This window comes from Variovorax sp. YR750, assembly GCF_900109805.1.
GTDB lineage: Bacteria > Pseudomonadota > Gammaproteobacteria > Burkholderiales > Burkholderiaceae_C > Variovorax > Variovorax gossypii.
The window spans coordinates 228899-236183 of the sequence record NZ_FOBJ01000016.1 but is presented as its reverse complement, the minus strand read 5'-3'; the positions used below and the strand labels follow the sequence as shown (position 1 = coordinate 236183).

Annotated in this window: 4 protein-coding genes; 2 read left to right on the top strand and 2 right to left on the bottom strand. The window is 69.1% G+C overall.

Going from position 1 to position 7285, the window contains the following annotated elements; genetic code table 11:
* Nucleotides 1-228: 228 nt before the first annotated feature.
* Nucleotides 229-2139 carry an ATP-binding cassette domain-containing protein gene (locus BMY35_RS29195; protein WP_093206481.1) on the top strand — a complete coding sequence of 637 codons (1911 nt, stop codon included), beginning with the start codon at nt 229-231 and terminating at the stop codon, nt 2137-2139.
* A gap of 87 nt (nt 2140-2226) precedes the next feature.
* On the top strand, nt 2227-3951 hold the full coding sequence (locus BMY35_RS29190; RefSeq protein ID WP_093206480.1) for a phospholipase D family protein: 1725 nt from the start codon (nt 2227-2229) through the stop codon (nt 3949-3951).
* Between the two features lie 17 nt (nt 3952-3968).
* Here BMY35_RS29190 and BMY35_RS39135 read toward each other — a convergent pair whose 3' ends face one another.
* Together BMY35_RS39135 and BMY35_RS29180 are read right to left on the bottom strand one after the other, a co-directional pair.
* Nucleotides 3969-4892, bottom strand: a complete 924-nt coding sequence (locus tag BMY35_RS39135; RefSeq protein ID WP_177213733.1) for a copper chaperone PCu(A)C domain-containing protein — start codon at nt 4890-4892, stop codon at nt 3969-3971.
* A gap of 32 nt (nt 4893-4924) precedes the next feature.
* Entirely contained in the window at nt 4925-7216 is a 2292-nt protein-coding gene (locus BMY35_RS29180) for a TonB-dependent receptor (RefSeq protein WP_093206502.1), read from the bottom strand.
* Nucleotides 7217-7285: the final 69 nt, after the last annotated feature.

The window sequence follows — 7285 nt, the reverse complement described above, 5'->3', positions numbered from 1 at the left end:
TTTTCTTCACCCCCTCCAATCACCTCCGAAGAGACCGACTGGGCCTGAACACCAGGGGTATTCAGCAGCGAAGCCCACGAGTATATGACAGATTTCGGCCTTCGCAAGACCTCCCGCAAAGAAACTTGAAGCGGGCCTCTCCCAAGGGCCTGTTCCCCAGAGGCTGTCCTATCTCTATATAGAGCCCGCAGGCAGCCTGACATCGCCTCCTCCGATAATCCGCGCCACATGGCACTCATCACACTCCTCGACGCGCAGCTCGCGTTCGGTCACGTTCCGCTGCTGGATCATGCGGACTTCTCTCTTCTCGAATCGGAACGCATCGGCCTGATCGGCCGCAACGGCGCCGGCAAGTCCTCCCTGCTCAAGATACTTGGCGGCCTGGAGAAGACCGACGACGGCACCCTGCAGCTGCAGCAGAACCTCCGCGTTGCCTATGTCGCCCAGGAGCCCTCGCTGGATATGGATGCGGACGTCTTCACCGCCGCCAGCCAGGGCCTCGCCCCCGTCATCGCCCTGCGCGACCTCTATCTATCTGGTGCCGAGGGCCTCGACCTCGACGCCCTCCAGTCCCAGATCGAAGCCTTCGACGCCTGGAACTGGGAGCAGCGCGTGGAAGAAACGCTGCACCGCCTGCATCTCGATCGCGACGCCCGCGTCGGCTCGCTCTCCGGCGGCACCCGCAAGCGCGTGGCCCTGGCGCAAGCCCTGGTGGCCGCCCCTGACGTCCTCCTGCTCGACGAGCCCACCAACCACCTGGACCTCGACTCCATCGAATGGCTCGAGCAGCTTCTGATCGACTTCAAGGGCAGCGTCGTCACCGTCACCCATGACCGAAGCTTCCTGAACCGCGTCGCCACCCGCATCGTCGAGCTCGACCGGGGCAAGCTGGGCTCCTACCCCGGCAACTTCGAGCAGTACCTCGCCCAGAAGGAAGAGCAGCTCGCCCAGGAGGCGGTCATCAACGCCAAGGCCGACAAGCTCCTGGCCCAGGAGGAGATCTGGATCCGCAAGGGCGTGGAAGCCCGCCGCACCCGCAGCCAGAGCCGAATCACCCGCCTGCAGGAACTGCGCGCCAGCCACGCAGCCCGCCGGAACGTGCAAGGCAGCGTCAACATGGACGTGGCTTCCGGCCAGGCCAGCGGCAAGATCGTGGCCGAGCTCACCGACGCCACCAAGTCCTTCGGCGAGAAGACCGTGATCCGCAAGTTCAGCGGCACCATCCTGCGCGGCGACAAGGTCGGCCTGCTCGGCCCCAACGGCGCGGGCAAGACCACCCTGCTGAAGCTGATCCTCGGCGAGCTCGAACCCGACAGCGGCAAGATCCGCCGCGGCACCAACCTGCAGGTCGCGTACTTCGACCAGATGCGCGACAAGCTCGACCTCGACGCCACGCTGGAAGACTTCATCAGCCCCGGCAGCGAATGGATCGAGATCGGCACCCAGAAGAAGCACGTCAAGAGCTACCTCTCCGACTTCCTCTTCTCCCCCGCGCGCGCCAACTCCCCCGTTCGCTCGCTCAGCGGCGGCGAGCGCAACCGCCTGCTGCTGGCCCGCCTGTTCGCCCGTCCGGCCAACGTGCTGGTGCTCGACGAGCCGACCAACGACCTCGACATCGACACCCTCGAGCTGCTCGAGAACCTGCTGCAGGACTACGACGGCACCGTGTTCCTCGTGAGCCACGACCGCACTTTCCTCGACAACGTGGTCACCAGCACCATCGCCTATGAGGGCGACGGCCGCTGGCGCGAGTACGAGGGCAGCGTGCAGGACTGGCTGACCCAGTCGAAGCGCGCCCGCGAGATCGCCGAGCAGCGCCTCGCCGCCGCTGCGGCAGCAGCCCCGGCCGCGGCTCCCGCGCCCGCCCCTGCAGCGGAGGCTCCCGCCTCCAAGGCGGCACCGGGCGTCCGCAAGAAACTCTCTTACAAGGAACAGCGCGAACTGGACACCCTCCCCGCCCAGATCGCGGCCCTCGAGACCGAGCAGCAGCGCATCACCGAGATGCTCGAACTGGACGGCGGTGCCATCTACGCCACCGATTCCTCGCGCGCAGCCGAACTGGCGGAGCGCCACGCCAAGATCGACGACGAACTCCTGGCAGCCATGGAGCGCCAGGAAGAACTCTCCGCCGGGCGCTGACACCCGGGCGCGCCTGCCGTCCGACGCGCGGCGGGCGCCGACTAGGCTATATATGCGGCACCTCCCTCCAAGCCCCGGGAAAGCCGCATGCCTTCATCCTTCCAGACGTTCTTCCGCCGATCGGCGGCACTGCTGGCGCTGCTGATCCTCGGCGCCTGCGCGCAGCTGCCGCAGAACGTCGACCGCCCCGTCTCGACCGCCATCGCCTCGCCGGCCACCGGCACCGCGCTGGCCGATCTGGTCCAGCAGCGCCGGCAGGCCGAAAAGGCCCGCTACGAGTCCGGCTTCCTGCTGCTGGGCGGTCCGCAGGCGGCCTACGGCAGCCGCCTCGCGTTGATCGAAGGCGCCCAGAAGACGCTCGACCTCCAGTACTACGCCATCCACGCCGACGCCAGCACCGGCCGCCTGGTGCGCGGCCTGCGCGCGGCCGCCGAGCGCGGCGTGCGGGTGCGCGTGCTGCTCGACGACTTCCACACCACCGGCCGCGACGCGCTGGTGCTGGGCCTGGCCTTCATTCCCAACATCGAGATGCGCCTGTTCAATCCGCTAGCGGGTTCGCGCGATTCCACCTTCAGCCGCCTGCTCAACTCGATAGACGACGCCTCGCGCATCCAGCAGCGCATGCACAACAAGCTGTTCCTGGCCGACAACGTGCTGGGCGTGACGGGCGGGCGCAACCTCGGCGACGCCTACTTCGGCAATGCGGCCAACGGCAACTTCGTCGATGTCGACGTGCTGGCGGCCGGCCCCATCGTGCAGGACCTGTCACGCAGCTTCGACAGCTACTGGAACAACGAGCGCGCCTATCCGGTGCAGTCGCTGGTCACGCGCGAGGAATTCCAGGCCATGCGCGACCGCGCGAGAAAGGCCGACCAGGAACTGGCCGAGGAGTCGGCCCGCCAGCAGGAAGGAGGCGCCGGAGCCCCCACGGCCGCCCAGCGCGCCCGCGCCTGGGACGAGAAGCCGCTCGACCTGCGCACCGCCACCTTCGTCTGGGCGCCGGCCGTGATGCTGGCCGACAAGCCCGGCAAGATCCCGGCTGACTCCGATCCGGGCAACCGGAAGGCGCCCGGCCTCGTGGTCAGCCGGCCCGACGACAAGGCCGGCAGCTCGCGCGGCGCGGCCTCGCTGGAAGCGGCCTCCGACCTGGCTGCCGGCGGCGACACCGTGGTCGAGGGGCTGCTGCAGCTCATCGGCCAGGCACGAACCGATCTGGTCATCATCTCGCCCTACTTCGTGCCCGGAAAGGACATGCTGCAGGCCTTCTCCACCGCCCGGGCGCGCAACGTGCGCATCCGCGTGCTGACCAACTCGCTGGCCTCGAACGACGCGCCGGTGGCCCATGTCGGCTATGCGCGCCACCGCGAGGAGCTGCTCAAGATGGGCATCGAGCTCTACGAACTGCGCAGCGAGCAGGCGAGCTTCGGCAACGTCTTCGGCTCCTCGGGCGGCAGCAGCGGAAGCGCGGGCGTGTCGGGCGAATCGCGCGCGATGCTGCACTCCAAGGTACTGGTGATGGACGGCCGGCTGCTGGTGGTGGGCTCGATGAACCTCGACCTGCGCTCGCAGCTGCAGAACACCGAGATCGCGCTGCTGATCCGCAGCAACGAGCTTTCGCGCGCGGCCTCGGAGCAGATCGAGCGCGGCATGCGCGAGCGCTCGTGGCACGTCGAGCTGGTCGACGGCTCGCTGCTGTGGCGCGCGCCCGAGGGCAGCGGCCTGAAGGACAGCACCACCGAGCCCGACGCCAGCGCCACGCTGCGGCTGCTGCTCAAGCTCTTCGGACCGCTGGCGCCCGACCAGCTGCTCTGAAACCCTGAAGCTGCCGCTCAGTGCTTGTGCTGGTGCGCCGCTCCGGCCGCATCGGCACCTTCGGGCGTACCCACGGGCAGCGTCACGTCGAGCGAGGTCTTCACGCCCTTGGCGTCCTCGAACTTCAGCGTCATCGGCACGGTCGCGCCCTTCGCCAGCGCGCCCTTCAGGTCCATCATCATCACGTGGTAGCCGCCGGGCTTGAGCTCGACGGTCTGGCCCGCGGGCAGGTCGAGGCCGCCCGAGAGCTCGCGCATCTTCATGGTGTCGCCTTCCATCTTCATCTCGTGCACTTCGGCGACACCGGCGGCCGGCGTCGAGATGCTCACCAGCTTCGCGCCGGTGGGCGAAGTCAGCTTCATGAAGGCGCCCGTGCCGCTCTGGCCCGGCACCGACTGGCGCACCCAGCCGTCGCGCACGTCGACCGTGGCCACGCCCTGTGCCACCACGTTGAGCTTCGCGGCCGGGCTCTTCAGGCCGGCGGTCGAGTTGCCTGACGCCGGCACCTCGGCCCAGTCGGCCGCGCCCACGTCGCAGGTCTGCAGCACCTTGAACCACAGCGTGCCGGGCGTCGCGGGCACCTTGCCGCGCAGCACGAATTCGGCGCGCTCGCTGCCGGGCAGCGCGTTCTCGGGCTTCTCGGCGGTCCAGCGGACCTCGCCGTCGCCGTCCTTCGCGCTCTTCTGCACGTCGAGCTTCCACCCCTTGCGCGCCTGCGCGTCGCTCAGGATGAAGCCCTTGGGCAGGCGCACCGCCAGGCCGGTCGTGGCCTTGGCGCCTTCGCAGGCGTGGCCGACGCGGAAGGCGGCGTCGTAGTCGCTGCCGACGGTGACGCCGCCCGGCCGCAGGGTGACGTGCGCCACCGCGGCGCCCATGCCGGCCAGCATGGCGCAGGCAGCGGCGGTGGTCCTGAGGATGGCCATCGAAGTCGTTTTCATCATGTCGTGTGGTCCTTGCAGTTGGAGTGGAAGAGTCAGAGGTCGAACTTGAGTTCGGCCACGTAGGTGCGCTGCGGGTACGGGTGGAAGGCCCAGTACTTGTTGTTGTTCAGGTTGTCGATGCCGAAGGAGGCGCTCCACTGCCGGTCGATCCGGTAGCGGATGCGCGCGTCGACCACGAAGAACTTCGAGAAGCCCATGTATGCGAAGCCGTTGGGGTCGCTGTTGTCGAGCGTGCCGTACTGCCTGCCGCTGTAGCGCGCGCCGACGGTGTAGCTCCAGCGGTCGTCCGGCCGGTAAGTGGCGAGCAGCGTGGCGCGCACCCTCGGCACGCGCGGCTGGTCGTGGCCGACGCTGGCCGGAAAGCCGCTGTTGGCCGTGATCTTCGACCGCGTCAGCGTGAGGCTGCCGCTCAGGTCCAGCCTGCGCACGCCCACGTCGACCGCGTTCAGCGCCACCTCGAGCCCGCGCGTGCGGATGGCGTCGACGTTCTGCACCGTGCTCACGAGGTTGTTGAGGGCCTGCGTGTAGAGCGCGTCCTTCGTGTTCTCGAAGAACAGCGTGGTGCGCAGCACGCCGTCGAGCCCCCAGCCCTTGAGGTCGCGTTCCGCGGTGAGCTCGGTGGTCCACGAGCGCTCGGGGCGCAGGTTGGGGTTGGTGTTGACGATGCGGTTGCCGTCGATCGAGCCCTGGTAGAGCTCGGTCACCGTCGGCATGCGCACTGCCCGACCGGTCGAGGCCTTGAGCAGCCAGTCGGAGGTGGCCTGCCACGCGACGGCGGCCTTGGGCGAGTCGTAGCTGTTCTTGCGCGGCGAGAAGTCCAGCAGCGTGCTCGCGTTGCCGAGCTGGCCGCCGTAGGCCTCCCAGCGTTCGTGACGCAGGCCGAGCGTGGTCTTCCAGTCCTTGGCGAAGCGCCAGGTGTCCTGCACGTAGAGCGATTGCAGCCGGGTGTTGCCGTTGAAGGCCGAGAACGGCGTGACGGGCGAGCCGTCGATCCAGTCGAGCGTGTTGCCGACGCTGGTGCGCAGGCGCGCCGTGTCCTGCTGGAAGCCGAAGTCGACCACGTGCGCGCCCACGCCCTCGGCCGAGCCGGTGGGCCGCCAGGTGCCGGCAGCCTTGAAGGTGTTCCAGCCGGTGCCGCCCATGTCGGTGGTGCGGCCCGGGCCGCCGCTGAAGGCGCCCGGCAGCGGCGTGGTCGGCGTGCGCGAGGTGTCGCGCGAGTAGTCGTACAGGCTGGCCGCCACCTCCCAGTCGAACACGCCGCCGGTATGGCTCTTCACCGAGAGGCCGTGCATGTAGTGGGTGAGCGCGGTCTCGGTCGGCGCGAGCGCGGCGCTGGGGGAGTCGAGGTTGTAGGTGCGCCCGCCGATGTTCACCCGCCCGCCGTACACCGGCCGGCCGAGGGCGTCGCGCAGCCAGGTGTCGACACCGCCGTGCGTGGTGTTGTTCCAGGCGCCCAGCGTGTAGGTGGCGCGCACGGTGGGCGAGAAGTCGTAGGCCACCTTGAGCTTGGCCTGCTCCTGCGTGGTGTCGTAGATGGTGGAGCCGCCCACCAGCCACCAGGGCTGGTTCGACGGGTTCAGCCCCAGTACCGCGCCGGTGACGGGTGTGCCTGCATTGCCCACCGTGCCCGCGCTTACGAGCCGGTTGCCGAACACCAGCGCCTGCCCCTTGCTGTGCGTGCGCGAGGCGCTGAGCCACCACGACCAGTCGCCGCTGCGGCTGCCCAGCGACAGGTCGAGCTGCTGCCCGGCCGGCGACGAGTGGCTGTTGTACAGGTCGAAGTTCGACACGAAGCCGCTGAGCTTGACGTGCGCCTCCAGCTTCGTGGGCATGCGCGTGACGTAGTCGACGACCGCGCCCACCGAGTTGCCGGGGTACGCGGCCGAGAACGGCCCGTAGAGCACGTCGACGCGCTCGATCTCCTCGGGCGACACCATGCCCCAGCGCGGCGCGTAGGTGGCGCCGTTGCCCAGCGGGTTCGACAGCATGATGCCGTCGGCGAACACCATCGAGCGCGCGCTGTTGCCGGTGCCCGAGGCGCGCGTGGCGAGCACGGCGTGGTTGAAGTCGCCGATGTAGCGCTTGCGCACGACCAGGCTTGGCAGGTACTTCAGCGCGTCCTCGCTGTCGGTGGCGTTGACGGTCTCGACGATCTGGTCGTGCGTCACGCCTTCGATGGTGGTCGGGATCTGGGCCGGCAGCGAAGTCGGCCGGCCGCCCGTCACCGTGACGGTGCCGAGCGTGCGGCCGCCGCCGGCGCCCTCGGGCGCCTCCGCGGACGGCGGCTGCTGCGCCAGCGCGGGCGCGGCGAGCGGGAATGCCATGGCGATCGCCAGGGCGCGGGAATGCTTTTTCAAGAGGGACCTTCTCCGTGAAACTTCAAGCCGGACAGG